Raw genomic sequence first — 14,511 nt, forward strand, 5'->3', positions numbered from 1 at the left:
GATTTTAGCGCGTTGAGACTATCAAACAATCATCCCTCTGGTGGCGGGCGTCAGTGGTGGTGACGATGAATTGATGATGTTGGATGGTCTCTTGGAGGAGCTTTTCGCGAGTGGCATCTAGTTCAGAAAACACATCATCCAGGAGGATGAGCGGCCGTGATTGACTGATTTTCGTTTGCAGTTCCAGCTCGAGCAGCTTGAAAGCCAGCATAATGGTGCGCATTTCGCCGCGCGAGGCGACTTTGATGGCCGGCTGGCTGTGGAGGAAAATCGTAAAATCCTCGCGGTGTGGGCCGGCCGAAGTATGGCCTGTAGCGATCTCATAGTCGCGAGCACGCTGTAGGCGGTCGAGAAGTGCTTGTTCGTATCGATCAAGCGATGTACTGGCTTGATAGGTGGCTGCAAAAGCTGTTTCGTGTCCCGCCAGCGCTGCATATAAACTACTCAGCGCCGCCTCGTGTTTAGCTAGGAATGTGGCACGGGCTTGGGCAATGTGGGTCGCTAACTGGACGAACTTAATATCCCAGGCAAAGAGATGATCACGCCAGTTTTGGGTCGTCTCGCGGGGGTGTTTGAGTAGTTCATTGCGCTGCAGCAAGGTTCGATGAAAGGCACGGAGCGTGGCTTCGTATTGAGCATCCAGCCGAGATAATATACCGTCCAGAAAATCCCGCCGCCGCGATGGCGAGGAAGAGATGAGTCGTAGCTCGCTCGGTTCAAACAGAACGACCGGCAGGCGATGTTTGCGGGGGAGGAGCTTGCTGCGACTATCGTTAATCGTGAACTCTTTATTTATCGTGCCGTCGGCTGTGCGGAGCAGCTGGAGGCGCCGAGAGGCATTGTCGGTTTCGAGGTGGATGATGGTTTGCGTTTGGTCGTGCTGCATGCAATCAGCAAGGCTGCCACGAAAGCTGCTGCCGCGGAGGGCGACGTATATCGCTTCGAGCAAGTTTGTCTTGCCGGTGCCGTTTGGTCCAACGATGACGGTGCCACCTGGCGCCAGTGTCGTCTCATAGAGGCCATAGGAGCGAAAATGATATAGCTTAATGTGTGTTATCACTGATGATAATTATATCACGCGGCTTCTGGCGGGGTTAGTTCCGCATAGGGATCGGCTACCCGTCGGAGATTTTTTTGATCCTCTGGATTGATGAGTTCTGGATGAGAGAGAATGCTGTGTTTGATGTGGGTTTCATGCAGCGAAAGTGGACGTTGCATGTTTCTATATTCGGGCGGTAGGTCTTGCTCGCTACCACTAGTAATATCGTTTTCGATGACACATTCCCATGTGTCGGGCGCGCTCTCGATGAGCTCGACATGGTGAGTGCCGGTGACGCCCAGGTAATCAATAGGTACTGGCGGAAATTCGATGGTTGCTCGTGGTGTTTCTGGGTGCTCCTCCATATACCAGACTTCCGCGCGGCGGACGGTGAATTCCTGTCCCTCGTATCTAACTTTTACGGTCTTGAAGCCGTCGGAGCGTTCTTTGTCGGCATCAAGAGTGTCGTTGTTTTCAGCGGCGATCACGGTAGCCTCATCAAAGAATTGATTACTCTCGTCTTGGTCGCCTGGTGTTTTCACGTCGCCAGTAGGCTCGTTGATACCATCCGGGAGATTACCGTAAAGGTCTGCATTATAGCCACTGTTGCGTGCTGCAATTTCCTCAGGGTTAAGCGGCGGCTCTTTCGTCTCATCAGTTCGCTTTAGTCGCTCAATATCGTAGGCCATCTTCTAAGTTTCTGTTTAGTTATACGTTAACGTTTTGATTTTAGCATGAATGTTTGGATAAGTCAAGCAGACAACCTTGCCACTAGTCTGTTATAATGGATGACAGATAACGGGAGGAAATATGTTTGACACACAACCATATGAGGATAAAATGGCGCAGGCGTTTAGTCATTTTCAGGATGAGCTGAAAAAGGTACGGACAGGCCGGGCGCATGCTGGGATGCTGGATGGCGTGATGGTGGAGGCGTACGGGGCGCGGATGCCGCTCAATCAGGTGGCAAATGTGACAGCACCGGAGGCGCAGATGCTACTGGTGACGCCGTTTGATCCGAGTAATATTACGGCAATTTCGGCAGCGATTCGCGACAACCAGAGTTTGGGCTTTAATCCGTCTGATGACGGCCGGGTGGTGCGCGTGCCGGTGCCAGCGCTGACCGAGGAGCGCCGCAAGCAATTAGTCAAGCAAGTTAGCGAAAAGGTCGAAGAAGCGCGGATCGCTATGCGGACGATTCGCCAGGACGCGCTGAAGGATGCCAAGCGGATGAAGGATGCCAAAGAGCTCGGCGAGGATGATTATAAGCGAGTTGAGAAAGAGATTGACGCGCTGATGAGTAAGGTGCAGGTGCAAATTGACGAGGCGTTTAAAGCTAAAGAAAAGGATGTGTTAACGGTTTGATGAATCAGACGTTTGCTGAGCGCGTGAAAGAGTTAGGGTTGCCACTGGATCAGGTTATTATCATTGGCAGCGGTATTTTGGATCAATTAGGAATCCGCCAGTCTGCCGATATTGACGTGGCGACTAATCGAGAGGCGTTAGAAGAAATCGCTCGTAGCGATGGCTGGGTCGAAAAGCTTGATAAAAATCAACGCCAGTATTTGGTGAAGTATGATGGATCGGTCGAGATCTGGGATGGCTGGGAGATTGATGGGCGAATTGTTGAGTATGGCGAGCTGCTGTACTACGCGGTGGAATATGACGGTGTGAAGTTTGTTAATCTAGATTTTCTGCGGCGCTGGAAAAACTGGCGCGGGCGCGAAAAAGATATCCAGGATGTGAGGTTGATTGATGAGTGGAGGGCGAAACATGAGTGAAAAAACAGAATTGCCGAGGCACGTTGGTTTTATCGTTGACGGTAATCGTCGCTGGGCGAAGCAGCACGGGCTGCCGGCTTATGAGGGGCACTTGGCGGGATACAACAGCCTGAAGGATGTGCTACTGGAGACGTTGCGCCGTGGCGTCAAGTATGCGAGTGCGTATGTGTTCAGTACAGAAAATTGGAAGCGCTCCGAGGAGGAGGTCGGGCATTTGATGGGTCTGCTGCTCAAGGTGCTGGAGTCAGACGTGCCAATATTTTTGGAGCATAATGTGCGGATGCGGGTGATTGGCTCACGCGAGGGGCTGTCAGAGACCTTACGAAAAGCGATTGAGCGCGCCGAGGAGCGAACGCGGAATTTGACGGGCGGCGAGCTGCTTTTGTGTCTTAACTACGGCGGACATTTAGAAATTGCCGACGCAGTTAAAAAAATTGTTCAGTCGGGCGTGACAGCCGAAGACGTGACGCCAGAACTGATCGCTCAGAACTTGTATGCACCGGAAGTGCCGCCATGTGACCTCATCGTGCGAACAAGCGGCGAACAGCGATTGAGTAATTTCATGCTGTGGCGGGCGGCATACAGTGAGCTAATGTTCATCGAGAAAAACTGGCCGGACATGACGATAAAAGATGTGGAGTTCATTCTGGAGGAGTACAAAAAACGTAATCGGCGCTTTGGAGGGTAATAATGGTGTTCATTGGAATTTTGGTTGGGCTGATCATACTGGTTTTGCTGGTGGTGGTGCACGAATTGGGTCACGCGATCGTGGCGCGGCGTAACGGTGTGGTGGTTGAAGAATTTGGTATCGGCTTTCCGCCAGCTGCAAAAAAATGGCGGCCTAAAACGAGCTTTCTCGGCAAGAATGTGGTGTTTAGTCTAAACTGGCTGCCGCTCGGCGGGTTCGTCAAACTGAAGGGCGAATACGATTCTGCCGAAGGCGCGGGAACGTATGGCGGCGCTACTTTTTGGGTAAAGACCAAGATTTTGCTAGCCGGCGTGATGATGAATTGGCTGACGGCTGCCCTGTTATTCATGATATTGGCGCTGGTGGGGATGCCAAAAATTTTACCACAGCAAGCGGTGCTGCCGTTTGATTCACGGGTGGAGCGTTCAGCGCTGACGGTGGCGCGAGTGACGCCAGGTTCGCCAGCGGAGAAAGTTGGCCTTCAGCGTGGCGATGAGGTGCGAAAGATCGGCGATCGCAGCGTGACAACACCGGCGGAGCTGTTGGCAGCCACGAAGGCGCAGGCTGGTCGTGAGGTGACGATTGAGCTGGTGCGCAGCGGTCAGATGTTCACCAAGCAGGTCAAATTGCAAACTGCTGAGCAAGCAAAGAATGGCGGCTATCTCGGCGTCGGCCCGCAACAGACGGAAACGATTCACAGTACCTGGTCGGCGCCAATCGCAGCAGTGGTGACTACGGGGCAATTGACGTATGAGACGGTGGCGGGCGTTGGCTCGATCCTCATAAAAACGATCAACGGGACGATCGGGCAATTAGTTGGCTCACCAGAATCTCGCCAGGCGGCCAAGGCTGATCTGGCGGCGGTTGGTGAAAGTGTGGCCGGTCCGGTTGGCATCCTGGGTGTGCTGTTTCCGTCAGTGCTGAGTTCTGGCTTGACGCAAATTTTACTACTGGCGGCGATCATCTCGTTGACGCTAGCGGTGATGAATGTACTGCCAATTCCGGCACTGGACGGCGGGCGGTGGTTTACGATGGCAGGCTTTAAATTATTTAAGAAAAAATTGACCAAAGAGCGTGAGGAAACGATTCAGGGCATCGGCTTTCTGGTGCTAATGGCACTGACGGTTTTAGTGACATGGAGTGATATTGCGAAAGTATTAAGGGGATAAAACATGAGAAAACGGGCGAGAAGTGAAAAAACCCAGTCGACAAAGGGGCGGTTGAATAAACATAATTGGTGGTTACTCATCGTGCTGCCAGTGTGGACGTATGCGGCGTTCTGGATGGCGCAGCTGGTCGTGCTTGGTCTGGTGTGGGTGCTTAGCCGTGTTGGTGTGCCGCTTGGTTCGGTGAATGAGGTGCTGCTAAACGCGACGGGCTCGGTCGTTGTGTACGTACTAGCGGTGATCTTGGTGGTGAGTCTGCCGTTTTATGTCCGTCGCCGCCGAACGACGCTGAAAGAAATGGGGGTGACCGATTGGCCGTCGTGGTGGGACGTGGTGATTACACCGGCAGCCTTTATTGTATACACGATTTGTTCAGCGGTGTTTTTAACAGTGGTGACTAAACTGATAGCAATTGATATTCATCAGCCGCAGGCACTGCCATTCTCGCAGTCGATGCTTGGTACTCAGTGGCAATATATCGCGGCATTTATGACGATAGCAGTGTTGGCGCCAGTGGCGGAGGAGCTACTATTTCGCGGTTATTTGTATGGTAAATTACGGCGGACGGCACCAGTTTGGATGGCGGTTTTGATCACCAGCCTGACGTTTGGGGCGGCGCATTTGTGGGGAGGTAGCGGGTCACTACAGTGGGCGGTCGCGGCAGACACCTTTGTGCTGAGTATCGTGATGAGCCTAGCGCGGGAGTATACCGGCGCGATCTGGGTGCCAGTTTTGATGCATATCGCGAAAAACAGCATTGCCTTTTATGCGCTGTACGTTAATCCAAACCTTTTAGAGCAACTAAAGTCGGCGCTGCTGCCGTTCATCGGAGGAATGTAAAATGCGAATGAGTCAACTATTTACCAAGACAGCCAAGACCGCACCAGCGGACGAAGTCTCGAAAAATGCCCAGCTCCTCATCCGGGCGGGATTTGTGTATAAGGTGATGGCGGGTGTGTATGCGTACACGCCACTAGGGCTGCGTGTGCTGGAAAACCTCAAACAAATTGTCCGCGAGGAAATGAATGCGATTGGTGGCCAAGAGCTGATCATGACGAATTTGCAGCGCCGCGAGACTTGGGAGGCGACTGGTCGCTGGAGTGATGAGGTGGTCGATGTGTGGTTTAAAACTCGCTTGCAAGACGATACTGAGCTGGGGTTGGCATGGAGTCATGAAGAAGCGATCATGGAAATGATGCAGCAATATGTCAAAAGCTATAAGGATCTACCGGTCAGCGTGTATCAGTTTCAGACCAAGCTGCGCAATGAACTCCGATCAAAGAGCGGTATTATGCGTGGCCGCGAATTTGTCATGAAGGATATGTACAGTCTGCACGCCACACAGGAGGACATGGATCAGTATTATGAGCGGGTTATCGAGGCGTATAAGCGCTGTTATGCACGGTTTGGTATTGGTGACAGTACATTTGTGACGTTTGCTGGTGGCGGGGCGTTCACTAAGTTTAGTCACGAGTTTCAGACGATATGTGAAGCGGGTGAGGATACACTGTACGTCAATGCTGACCAGACGGTAGCTGTTAACGAAGAAGTGTTGGATGATGCTACCAAGGAGCTGGGAGTCAGTAGAGAGGATCTACGCCCGGTTGTCAGCGCCGAGGTCGGTAATATCTTTAAATTTGGTACCGAAAAAGCTGAGCAGATGGGTATCATGTACACCGGTGAAGATGGCAAGCAGTATCCGATTTACCTTGCAAGCTACGGCATTGGTATCACGCGGGTGATGGGCGTGATTGCCGAAAAAATGTCGGATGATAAGGGGCTGGTCTGGCCGGAAAATGTTGCTCCGTTCAAGGTTCATGTGGTGGCGATTGGTGACAAGGGTCAGGAGCTAGCGAGTACATTATATACCGAGTTGGCAGAAAAGAGCATAGAGGTGCTACTGGACGATCGGGCTGAGCGGCCGGGCGTCAAGTTTGCCGATGCGGAGCTGATGGGACTGCCGTGGCGGATTACGATTGGTGAGCGGGCAATTGACGGCGATGGATTGTTCGAGTTAACTGAGCGGGCGACTGGCGAGACAAAGAAGTTGGATTATCAGCAGCTGCTCGGGTTTTGTTTGGAGCGCGGGTGATCACATTGTCTGATATGTGCGACGGAGGCCAGATTGCACCAGGGGCTCCGTCATGTATTGACATGGTTTGGGGTGATTGCTATACTCGTAGAGACTTAAATAACCATATGGATAAGCGCTATATATAGCACTTTTTGTTTTTGTAGACGCTATATATGGAGTGAGGAGAGTAACATGAATAAGGTATATCAGATTACCGAGAGTGGCCAGCGTGAGCTAGAACGAGAGCTGGAGGAGCTGAAAAGTCGGCGCGGCGAGATCGCTGATAAAATCGCGGCGGCGCGGGATTTTGGTGATTTGAGCGAGAATGCAGAGTACGATGCGGCGCGTGAGGCCCAAGGGCTGCTAGAAACGCGTATCACTGAGATTGAAACAATTTTGCAGAATGCGAGTATCATTCAGGCTGGCAGCAGCTCAACAGTGACACTGGGTAGTACGGTGGAACTGGAGGCCAATGGCAAGACAGTGGTTTATACCGTCGTTGGGCCGGTCGAGGCGGATCCGCTAGAAGGGAAGGTCTCGAATGAGTCGCCGATCGGCCAGGCGCTGATGGGCAAGGCGGTTGGTGATACGGTAACGATCAGCACGCCAAAAGGCGAGTTGGCATATACGGTCGTGGCACTGCGGTAGCTAGGTGGGACAATCGAAGGATCTGCTACTTGTCAATGTCTGTTGGTTGGTGATAGATGGCTTGAATTATCTTGGGGCCTAGCTTGGTTTCTACAGCTTGACGCGCCTGCTGTCGTACTTCTTCTAATGTAAGTCGCTGAGACCCACTTCCAGATAACTGTTTGAGAATGATGTCATCTCGTACTGGCAAGTTCTGCTGGTTAAACTGCTTCATGATTGTTTCTGCTGGTGTAGTACTGGTTTTTGGATGGTAAAACCTATTGATTGCTAAGACGACTCGACCGAGACTTCTTGGTATATCTCTAGAAAGTCTGTCGGGGTGACGCGCCAGTCTTTTGAGTCTATTCTCAAGTCTGCGAGCACGCCATGGGTGTTTATCACGGAGTAAATCAGCCACATTGACCACATTCATTAGTGTACGGAGTGGATAGGCTGGGGGCTCTGTTCTGCCTCTTAGTTCTGCTACCCACGAGCGGGCGTCATGGTAGAGCCCCTTTGCTTGATTTGGATCGTCACAGTGATCGGGCAAGCTCATTTCCCATGAGGACGGCGTCGGGGTTTTATCTTTTGTTAGCAGCGTATCCATACCAGTTTTGAGCATCGTTCTCCATTATCCAATAAATGCTTCATCTTTGCAAGGCCATTGGCGATAATATTATTAAAAAGCGCATCGGCAATAAGTGATATAATTAACGTATGAAGCGGTTTTTCTTTGGGATGGTCGCGGTGATGGTGCTGTTGGTCGGGTTCGGGTCAACGGCACAGGCGACAAATAATTTTACGATTAGTAATTATACTGTCGACATGGAACTGGGGCGCGATAGTGAACAGCGTTCGACACTGCGTACCAAATTGACCATTACTGCGGATTTTCCGCCACGACAGAACCATGGCATTGCACCAGTGTTTGTCAAGAAGTATAATGGGCATCCGACTCACTTTACGCTGGAGTCAGTGACGGATGAGCGGGGTGCGCCGCTGGAGTATAGGTGGCATAATGATGAGCTGAGAATTGGCAACAAAGACACCTACGTCAAGGGCAAAAAGACCTATGTCATTACCTATACACAACGGGACGTGACGAAATTATATCACGATACGGGTAAACAGGAGTTTTATTGGGATGCGATCGGCACTAACTGGCAGGTGCCAATTCAGTCAGCATCGGTGACGCTCAAGCTAAGTCCCGAGCTGGTGGCTGCTAAACGAACGAACCTCCAGTGTTATCAGGGTCGGTTTGGTAGTAATCAGCGCTGCGAGGTACGTGAACAGGGCGATACGTTGACGGCGACGGCCCGCGCACTGCCAAATCAGGCGGGCGTGACGATCGCGGTCGGATTTGCACCGGGGACATTTGTGGCATATCAGATGTCATTCATGGAACAGCTGATTGATTGGTGGGCGAAATTACAATTGGTGTTGCTGGCGGTGGCGCTGATATTGGTGGGGGTGATCATCGTGGCTTATTATCGGTCGATTGGTCGCCGTAAAGAACTGGAGCCAATTCCGCCGGAGTATTTGCCACCGCGAGGTACGAGCGTGACGACGTCAGCCAAGCTGGTGCAGCCGTTTCATATGGTCAAGGGGTCGGTGATGGCGGCACAAATGATAGACCTGGCGGTGCGCCACTACATTCAGGTTATCGAGGTGAAGCCGCGTACGACATGGCGAACAGCTGAGTACGAAGTGAAAGTGATACAAGCTCCGGGTAAACTCCTGGCCGAGGAGCAAGAAATGCTGAGGAATATATTTGGCTCCTCGCCGAAAGTTGGTAAGCGGTTAAATCTAAAAACGCTGCGTAACAATGCGCCATACGCAGCGCGAGTACGCTACAGCGCAAAGCAAATGAAAGGGCGGCTCATTGACGACTATGGTTTGCAAGCGCGCGAGCCGCAGCATACCCGACGATTTCGACGGTACGCGATAATTATCAGTATTTTTGCGGTGCTGTTGTTGTCGCCGGTGCTCTTGGTGCTGGCGGGGACGGTGTTTTATCTGTCGTTTGGTAAGGTGCTGACCGACAAGGGTCTGGCGCTCAGGCGGTATCTGGCGGGCCTGAAAAGGTATATTGGCGTGGCTGAGGTCGAGCGTTTGCAGATGCTGCAGAGTCCAGAGGGCGCGGAAAAAGTAAAGGTTGACGCGGCTGATGAGAAACAGCTGGTGAAATTGTACGAGCGGGTACTGCCGTACGCGGTGTTGTTTGGGCAGGAAAAAGAGTGGAGTGCGCAGCTGGGTAAGTACTATGAGCAGGTCGGCGAGCAACCGGATTGGTACAGCGGCCAAGGCGCGTTTAATGCGGCGGCATTTTCGGCAGGAATGAGTAGTTTGTCGAGTACGGCCGTAAGCGTCAGTTCCTTTGAATCCTCGACGGGTGGCTCAACTGGTGGCGGCTTTGCTGGAGGCGGTGGAGGCGGCGGTGGAGGCGGCGGCTGGTAATCACTATGCCTGATGTTGTATTGCTAGTATTGGCGGCGGTGCTGTTAGTGCTGTCGGGATCGTTTTCAGGTCTTAATATTGGATTAATGATGGCGCGACCCGATGATTTGCGGCGCAAGGCCAGGCAGGGTGATGCGATTGCTGCACGGGTCTATCGCTACCGCAAAGATGGCTATTATCTGATATTTTGCATCTTGCTGGGTAATGTTGGGGTGAATACGGCGATGTCAATTTTGCTGGGCAATATGACGAACGGCGTGATTGGCGGGTTGATCGCCACGCTGCTGATCACTATGTTTGGCGAGATTTTGCCGCAAGCGATTTTTACGCAGCGCGGTTATCGTTTTGTACGGCATTTCTTTTGGCTGCTGGACGTGATTTATGTGGTATTTTGGCCGTTGGCCCGGCCGATGTCCAAGCTACTCAATCGCTGGCTGGGCAAGGAAACGCCACAGCTGTATTCACATCAGGAGCTGGAGCAAATTATTCACGAGCATGCCGCGCGGTCTGACAGTCCGGTTGATTATGACGAGAGTCGGATCGCGGCGGGTGCGCTGCAGTTTAGCAAAAAGACAGCGGGCGATTTGGTAACGCCGATGGATGAGGTATTTACCGTGGATCTGGATGATGAGCTGGACGCAACGCTACTAGCGCAGATTAAACACGCTGGACATTCGCGGATCCCGGTGCGGGCTGATGGGCGGCTGGTAGGGATTTTATACGTCAAGGATGTGGTGGGGCGTGAGCTGCCGCTACCGATTAGCCAGTTGTACCGTGATAAGATCCATGACATTGACGCGCGGTCGCGGCTGGACACGGTGCTCAGCCGATTTATCCAAACCCGCAATCATTTGTTTGTGGTGATGGATGATGAAACTGAGCTAGGCATTATCACGCTGGAGGACGTGATTGAGGAGATCTTGGACCAGGAAATTGAGGATGAATACGACGAGAAATAGTAAATAGCTTGACTTTTTATAGTACCTTGTATAACATAGTACTATGTATAATGAAAATACAAGGAGCATAGCATGAGAAGAGTTGACATTATCAAGCGGGCGGGACGGAATCTTCGCCAGTCAAAAGGTCGGACGATTTTGACGTCGTTGGCGATTTCTGTCGGGGCGTTTACGATTGGCTTGGCACTGATGGCTGGTGAGGGTGGTCGACTGTACACCAATAGTATCGTTGACGCGGCTGGCGATAAAAAAGTAATTATGGTCAATAAAAAGATTGAAGCAGATAAGAAAGATAAATTACCAGAATATGGCAATTCGGCAGAAGAAGCTGACAAAAATAAAGCATCGGCGGCGCGCAGCAAATATTTGCTCAACGACAAGGATTTGGAAAAGATCCGACGAACACCGCACGTAAAAACGGTAACGCCGGCGTATTCGACTGATGGCGTGGCGTATGCTAAAAGTTCAGCGAGTGATAAAAAATTTGCACTGACGGTGGGTGTTAAAATGGATAGGACTCGGGCGGAATTGGCAGCAGGAACCCTGGAGGATTTTATGCCAAAACCGGGCGAGATTATCATCCCGAATGATTATGTGAAGCAGTTAGGCTTTAAGGATGCGCAGTCGGCAATTGGCCAGACGATAACCTTGGGTGTGCGTAGCGCAGCGCAGGGCGGCAATGTCGCCAAAGAGGTATCATTCAAGATCGCGGCGGTGGACAAAAAATCAGACACCATTTTGTTTTATGAACCAATGCTGAGGATTTCGACGGCTGATGCCAAGGCTATTTATGAATTCAGCCACGACAAGAGTCAACCGCATCAGTATTCAACGGCGATTGCTATGGTGGATGATGAGAAAAATGTTGATACCGTGAAAGACGAAATCAATAAAGATTACAGTGCGTATTCGATTCAGGATATTCGAAAAACGTTGCTGACAATGGTCAATGTGGCTCAAGCGGCACTGGCGTCATTTGGTGGATTAGCATTGCTGGCCAGTGTGTTCGGGATTATTAACACTATGTATATTTCGGTGCTGGAGCGTACCAGCCAAATTGGTTTAATGAAGGCGCTGGGGATGCGTGGTCGTGATATTGGTAAGTTGTTCCGTTATGAGGCAGCGTGGGTTGGCTTGTTAGGCGGACTGATTGGCGTTGGGCTGGCAAGCTTGGTGACGCTATTAAACCCAGTAATTACCAGTGTCTTAAGATTAGGTGCCGGGACTAATTTGCTAGTAATTGATCCGCTGCAAATCGGGCTACTGGTCTTTGGACTAGTGGTGATGGCGGTAATTTCTGGCTGGCTGCCAAGCCGCAAAGCAACAAAATTAGACCCAATTGAGGCATTAAGGACGGAATAGGAGAGAGGTCATGATTGAACTAAAAGATGTAACGAAGATTTACGGCAAAAAGAAAAACCAATTTACCGCGCTGAAAAATGTCAGCTTGACTATTCCGACAGGAGCCAGCGTGGCAATCCTCGGCAAATCTGGTTCTGGAAAATCGACGCTGATGCACGCGATTTCCGGGCTGGACAGGCCGCAGCACGGCCAGGTGATCATCGACGGGCAAGACATCTTGCAGCTGAAGCCGAAGCGCGTCGATGAGTTTCGCGCCAAGAAAATCGGCTTCATCTTCCAGAGTTTTTTTGTCCAAGGCAATGAGAGCGTGGTTGATAACGTTAGCTTGCCGCTGGAAATTGCCCGGTTGCCGCGCAAAAAGCGAGCGCACAAAATTAACGCGGCGCTTAAGGCGGTGGATTTGTACGATAAGCGCAAAAACCGTGCCAAAGATTTGTCGGGCGGGCAAAAGCAGCGCTTGGCGATTGCTAGGGCGATTGTCGGCGATCCGCAAATCATCTTTGCCGACGAGCCGACCGGCAACCTGGACAGCGAAACTGGTGCTAAGGTGGAAGGATTGCTATTTGATTATAATAAGCAAAAGGGTGTCACGCTGATTGTAGTGACACACGACGTCGACCTGGCGAAGAAATGCGATTATCAGATCATAATTAAAGACGGGCGGGTTGAGAAATCGACCGTGCCAGAGGAGAAAAAGCATGGACGTTAGTGCTTACGCCGAAAGCTTAGCGATTCAGCTGCGTAAAGGTTTTTTGGTGTACTGCGTACTGTTAGTGTGTGCTAAACAACCACAGTACACTGGTGATATCGTCAAGCAACTGAGCGAGTCGGAGCTGATGGTGGTTGAGGGGACAATTTACCCGCTGCTCAGCCGCTTGCAAAAATACGGCTATTTGCAGCACGAATGGCAAGAAAGCGAACAGGGACCGCCGCGCAAATACTATTCACTCACCGACACCGGTGCACAGCTAGTAAATGAATTGAAGGATCGTATAAAAATGTTGAACACTTCGCTAAAAGATCTTGAGAAAGGAGCAAAGTGATGAAAGAAATAACCAGAATCCATTTGGCAAAAACGCCGTTTAGTGTGGAAGTTGATGCTAAAAAATCATTGGAAAAATACCTGAATTTAATCCAGAAAAACATGCATGCCGAGCCAGAAGCTATGCGCGAAATTGAAGCGCGAATGGTGGAGCTTTTGGCGGAGCGCGGCGTGTCGAAGGACGGCGTGATCAGTCACGACGACGTTTTGGCAGTGCAAAAACAAATGGGCGAACCGCGCGATTTTTCGGATGATGACGAGGCGGTGGAGACCGATGACGAGCCCGAGCGTTCAGAGCGACGGCTGATGCGTGATACGGAACATGCGCTGATTGGTGGCGTGTGTGCAGGCATCGCTGCCTATTGGGGAACCAATCCTTTGTGGGTACGGTTGTTGTTCATTTTTTCGCCATTTATTACCTTTGGCGCAGCGGTACTGATTTATATCGTGATGTGGCTGTCAGTTCCAGAGGCGCGGACTGCCTCTGATAAGCTCCAGATGCGCGGCAAGGCGGTAACGTTTGATTCGCTGAAGCGTCAGGCCAGTCGGAATGAGTCATCCGTAGGGCGGAATAATAACACGGGTCATACGGCAGCAAAAGTGTTTCGATTTATTCTTGGTGTTGGTATTCTCATGGTAACGCTGGGGCTGTTGGTGGCGCTGATCGTGGGGGCGATCAGTGGCATCGCGGTGATTGGTTTGCTTGATGGATTCTATGCACAGCCGTGGGCGTGGGGTCTGTGGGCATCCTTACTCGTTGGTGGCGTGGCGGCGGTATGGCTGGGCGCGATATTGAGCCACAGCGCCTTTACGTGGACATTAAAGCGGCTATCGGTGGTTATGACGGTGGTGGCGCTAGTTGTGGGAGCGCTATCGGTTTCGGGAATGACGCTGTTTGGTGTCGGTATGGCGAATGAGCTAGCACGTGACGAGGAGCGCTTGACAAAAATCGTGCCGGTTGAACTGCCAAGTGATATGAAGGGCGTGAAGTATGTCCACGTCGAGGGTGGAAGTGTCCCGTTACATTTTGGGGATACGACCCGAGGTGATATCAAGATTGAACTGCGCTATATAGACCTCAAGGGCAAGCGCCAGCAGCCAAAGGTGTCGGCGGTACGTGACGGTGATAAGCTTGTGCTCAGAGTTGAAAATCAGCGTAGTCGCTGTCGCACAACGTGGTTTGGCCTCTCGCCAGAGCTTGACGTCGACTGCTTCGGGTTTGTGCGATTGCACGTGTCTGGGCCGCTGTCGCCATCGCCCGTACCACAATCAAGCAACGCATAGTGAGCGTGAAGGTTGGCGAATGCTTACTGAGC

At 51.5% G+C, this 14,511-nt stretch carries 16 protein-coding genes; 13 read left to right on the top strand and 3 right to left on the bottom strand.

What is annotated here, in order from left to right; genetic code table 11:
• Positions 1 to 4: 4 nt before the first annotated feature.
• Both recF and NLML1_RS01040 read right to left on the bottom strand, forming a co-directional pair.
• Positions 5 to 1,060, bottom strand: a complete 1,056-nt coding sequence (gene recF / locus NLML1_RS01035) for a DNA replication/repair protein RecF (protein WP_285441713.1) — start codon at positions 1,058 to 1,060, stop codon at positions 5 to 7.
• Between the two features lie 14 nt (positions 1,061 to 1,074).
• Positions 1,075 to 1,728: a hypothetical protein gene (locus tag NLML1_RS01040; RefSeq protein ID WP_285441714.1), complete on the bottom strand. Its 654-nt coding sequence runs from the start codon at positions 1,726 to 1,728 to the stop codon at positions 1,075 to 1,077.
• A gap of 121 nt (positions 1,729 to 1,849) precedes the next feature.
• On the opposite strand from NLML1_RS01040, the gene frr reads away from it, so the two are divergent.
• The 7 genes from frr (at position 1,850) to greA (ending at position 7,396) form a co-directional block, all read left to right on the top strand.
• The gene (gene frr, locus NLML1_RS01045; RefSeq protein ID WP_285441715.1) at positions 1,850 to 2,404 is read left to right on the top strand and encodes a ribosome recycling factor; all 555 of its coding nucleotides are present in this window, start codon (positions 1,850 to 1,852) and stop codon (positions 2,402 to 2,404) included.
• On the top strand, positions 2,404 to 2,820 hold the full coding sequence (locus NLML1_RS01050; protein ID WP_285441716.1) for a hypothetical protein: 417 nt from the start codon (positions 2,404 to 2,406) through the stop codon (positions 2,818 to 2,820). Before frr ends, NLML1_RS01050 begins: the two co-directional genes overlap by 1 nt.
• The gene (gene uppS / locus NLML1_RS01055) at positions 2,813 to 3,508 is read left to right on the top strand and encodes a polyprenyl diphosphate synthase (protein WP_285441717.1); all 696 of its coding nucleotides are present in this window, start codon (positions 2,813 to 2,815) and stop codon (positions 3,506 to 3,508) included. Before NLML1_RS01050 ends, uppS begins: the two co-directional genes overlap by 8 nt.
• 2 nt (positions 3,509 to 3,510) lie before the next feature.
• The gene (locus NLML1_RS01060) at positions 3,511 to 4,677 is read left to right on the top strand and encodes a M50 family metallopeptidase (RefSeq protein WP_285441718.1); all 1,167 of its coding nucleotides are present in this window, start codon (positions 3,511 to 3,513) and stop codon (positions 4,675 to 4,677) included.
• 3 nt (positions 4,678 to 4,680) lie between these two features.
• Positions 4,681 to 5,514, top strand: coding sequence for a CPBP family intramembrane glutamic endopeptidase (locus tag NLML1_RS01065; RefSeq protein ID WP_285441719.1), 834 nt, complete (start codon positions 4,681 to 4,683; stop codon positions 5,512 to 5,514).
• 7 nt (positions 5,515 to 5,521) lie between these two features.
• Positions 5,522 to 6,766 (top strand): aminoacyl--tRNA ligase-related protein, encoded by a 1,245-nt coding sequence (locus NLML1_RS01070; protein WP_285441720.1) that lies wholly within the window; start codon positions 5,522 to 5,524, stop codon positions 6,764 to 6,766.
• Between the two features lie 174 nt (positions 6,767 to 6,940).
• Positions 6,941 to 7,396 carry a transcription elongation factor GreA gene (gene greA, locus NLML1_RS01075; RefSeq protein WP_285441721.1) on the top strand — a complete coding sequence of 152 codons (456 nt, stop codon included), beginning with the start codon at positions 6,941 to 6,943 and terminating at the stop codon, positions 7,394 to 7,396.
• A 25-nt stretch (positions 7,397 to 7,421) separates the two neighbouring features.
• On the opposite strand, the gene NLML1_RS01080 is transcribed toward greA, so the two are convergent.
• On the bottom strand, positions 7,422 to 7,808 hold the full coding sequence (locus tag NLML1_RS01080; RefSeq protein WP_285441722.1) for a hypothetical protein: 387 nt from the start codon (positions 7,806 to 7,808) through the stop codon (positions 7,422 to 7,424).
• A gap of 284 nt (positions 7,809 to 8,092) precedes the next feature.
• Here NLML1_RS01080 and NLML1_RS01085 point away from each other — a divergent pair, with 284 nt between their 5' ends.
• The 6 genes from NLML1_RS01085 to NLML1_RS01110 all read left to right on the top strand — a co-directional run bounded on the left by NLML1_RS01085 (position 8,093) and on the right by NLML1_RS01110 (position 14,479).
• Entirely contained in the window at positions 8,093 to 9,832 is a 1,740-nt protein-coding gene (locus NLML1_RS01085; protein WP_285441723.1) for a DUF2207 domain-containing protein, read from the top strand.
• Between the two features lie 5 nt (positions 9,833 to 9,837).
• A complete protein-coding gene (locus NLML1_RS01090) occupies positions 9,838 to 10,791 on the top strand; it encodes a CNNM domain-containing protein (protein ID WP_285441724.1) in 954 nt (317 codons plus the stop codon).
• A 72-nt stretch (positions 10,792 to 10,863) separates the two neighbouring features.
• On the top strand, positions 10,864 to 12,153 hold the full coding sequence (locus NLML1_RS01095) for an ABC transporter permease (RefSeq protein WP_285441725.1): 1,290 nt from the start codon (positions 10,864 to 10,866) through the stop codon (positions 12,151 to 12,153).
• A gap of 10 nt (positions 12,154 to 12,163) precedes the next feature.
• On the top strand, positions 12,164 to 12,862 hold the full coding sequence (locus NLML1_RS01100; protein WP_285441726.1) for an ABC transporter ATP-binding protein: 699 nt from the start codon (positions 12,164 to 12,166) through the stop codon (positions 12,860 to 12,862).
• Entirely contained in the window at positions 12,852 to 13,196 is a 345-nt protein-coding gene (locus NLML1_RS01105) for a PadR family transcriptional regulator (protein WP_285441727.1), read from the top strand. The genes NLML1_RS01100 and NLML1_RS01105 overlap by 11 nt, the downstream gene beginning before the upstream one ends.
• Positions 13,196 to 14,479, top strand: a complete 1,284-nt coding sequence (locus NLML1_RS01110; protein WP_285441728.1) for a PspC domain-containing protein — start codon at positions 13,196 to 13,198, stop codon at positions 14,477 to 14,479. Before NLML1_RS01105 ends, NLML1_RS01110 begins: the two co-directional genes overlap by 1 nt.
• The last annotated feature ends 32 nt before the right edge of the window (positions 14,480 to 14,511 follow it).

It is taken from the genome of Candidatus Nanosynbacter lyticus, assembly GCF_030253515.1.
GTDB classification, from domain to species: Bacteria; Patescibacteriota; Saccharimonadia; order Saccharimonadales; family Saccharimonadaceae; genus Nanosynbacter; species Nanosynbacter lyticus_A.

Coding starts and splice junctions, on each gene's coding strand:
- NLML1_RS01050 (WP_285441716.1), top strand. CDS start 2,404: ATGAATCAGACGTTTGCTGAGCGCGTGAAAGAGTTAGGGTTGCCACTG.
- uppS (WP_285441717.1), top strand. CDS start 2,813: ATGAGTGAAAAAACAGAATTGCCGAGGCACGTTGGTTTTATCGTTGAC.
- NLML1_RS01065 (WP_285441719.1), top strand. CDS start 4,681: ATGAGAAAACGGGCGAGAAGTGAAAAAACCCAGTCGACAAAGGGGCGG.
- NLML1_RS01095 (WP_285441725.1), top strand. CDS start 10,864: ATGAGAAGAGTTGACATTATCAAGCGGGCGGGACGGAATCTTCGCCAG.
- NLML1_RS01080 (WP_285441722.1), bottom strand. CDS start 7,808: ATGAATGTGGTCAATGTGGCTGATTTACTCCGTGATAAACACCCATGG.
- NLML1_RS01100 (WP_285441726.1), top strand. CDS start 12,164: ATGATTGAACTAAAAGATGTAACGAAGATTTACGGCAAAAAGAAAAAC.
- greA (WP_285441721.1), top strand. CDS start 6,941: ATGAATAAGGTATATCAGATTACCGAGAGTGGCCAGCGTGAGCTAGAA.
- NLML1_RS01085 (WP_285441723.1), top strand. CDS start 8,093: ATGAAGCGGTTTTTCTTTGGGATGGTCGCGGTGATGGTGCTGTTGGTC.
- frr (WP_285441715.1), top strand. CDS start 1,850: ATGTTTGACACACAACCATATGAGGATAAAATGGCGCAGGCGTTTAGT.
- NLML1_RS01070 (WP_285441720.1), top strand. CDS start 5,522: ATGAGTCAACTATTTACCAAGACAGCCAAGACCGCACCAGCGGACGAA.
- NLML1_RS01110 (WP_285441728.1), top strand. CDS start 13,196: ATGAAAGAAATAACCAGAATCCATTTGGCAAAAACGCCGTTTAGTGTG.
- NLML1_RS01090 (WP_285441724.1), top strand. CDS start 9,838: ATGCCTGATGTTGTATTGCTAGTATTGGCGGCGGTGCTGTTAGTGCTG.
- NLML1_RS01105 (WP_285441727.1), top strand. CDS start 12,852: ATGGACGTTAGTGCTTACGCCGAAAGCTTAGCGATTCAGCTGCGTAAA.
- NLML1_RS01040 (WP_285441714.1), bottom strand. CDS start 1,728: ATGGCCTACGATATTGAGCGACTAAAGCGAACTGATGAGACGAAAGAG.
- NLML1_RS01060 (WP_285441718.1), top strand. CDS start 3,511: ATGGTGTTCATTGGAATTTTGGTTGGGCTGATCATACTGGTTTTGCTG.